Annotated in this window: 1 protein-coding gene; it reads right to left on the bottom strand. The window is 76.2% G+C overall.

The genetic code is table 11. From position 1 onward, the window contains the following. Window positions 1-36 precede the first annotated feature (36 nt). Window positions 37-1,103, bottom strand: a 1,067-nt coding sequence (locus HGA02_RS20045; protein ID WP_210728859.1) for a hypothetical protein, incomplete at its 5' end; no start/stop codon positions are given.

The following is a 1,103-nucleotide window of genomic DNA, read 5'->3' as shown; positions in this document are numbered from 1 at the left end:
GGGCCGCCGACCGCGTCCACGCGCGGGCCGGACGCGTCAGCGGACCGTCCAGCGCAGCGCGTGCGTCGAGCCGTCGGGCGCGAGCACCGTGCCCATGACGTACCGGCCCGCGACCGCCTGCGCGGTGACGACGCCGTCGATGCCCGCGCCGAGGTCGACGAAGCGTCCCCGGTCCAGCAGGAACGCGCTCGTCCGGCCCGGGTCGGACGCGGGCGTGAACTGCCCGACCACGCGGTGCCGGTCGTCCGTCGCCATCGCGTGGGTCGAGACGTCGTCGGGGCCGAGCGGCAGGTAGCGACGGCCGTCCCAGAGGTACGCCCGCTCCGTCCCCGCGGGGTCGGCGCGCAGGTTGAGGACGGCGTGGCCGTGCTCGTCGACGGCCACGGGCAGCGCCTCGCCGATCCCCGGCGGCAGGCCGATCCACGTCTGGACGCCCGCCCGCCACAGGAACGGCCCGCCCTGGTACGCGGTGCCGAGCACCCAGCCCGAGTCCGACAGGTCGACGACGGCGTTGCCGCCGAAGACGAACGGGTCGCCGATCGGCGTGAACGTCCCGGCCGACCACAGGTAGCCGAGCTCGAAGCTCTCGGGACCCAGGCCGATGCCGAGCACGCGCCCGCGGTCGTCGAGGTCGACGAGCCTGCTGCTCGGGCCGGCGAAGCCCGGCACGGGGCCGAGGTCGACGCGCGTCCCGCGGGTCCACACGAACGGGTTCGAGCTGAAGTCGCCGTCGAACGTGAGGACGCCCCCGGCCACCTGCCCCTTCGCGTTCACCTGCTGCGCCCGCACCTCGCCGAGCGGCACCGTGCGCCGCCCGGTGCGCAGCTCCGACTGCGACGGCCCGCCGGCCAGGTCCGTGATCTGGACGACCACCTGTCCGCGGTCGTTCACGTCCAGCGCCTCGGCGTTCTCCGCGGTCGGCGTGAGGTCGGTCATCCGCCCGTGCTCCCACGAGAACGCGTGCCACCGGCCGTCGGCCGTGAGCGACCGCCCGACCACCTGCCCGCGGGCGTTCACCGCCTGCGCCACGGTGTGCCCGCCGCCGAGCGAGCCGAGGTCGACGACCAGCGGACGCCCGTGCCCCCCGTGCGTCGCCGCGGGCG

This window comes from Cellulomonas septica, assembly GCF_012396155.1.
GTDB classification, from domain to species: Bacteria; Actinomycetota; Actinomycetes; order Actinomycetales; family Cellulomonadaceae; genus Cellulomonas; species Cellulomonas septica.
This window is presented reverse-complemented; position numbering and strand designations above follow the sequence as displayed.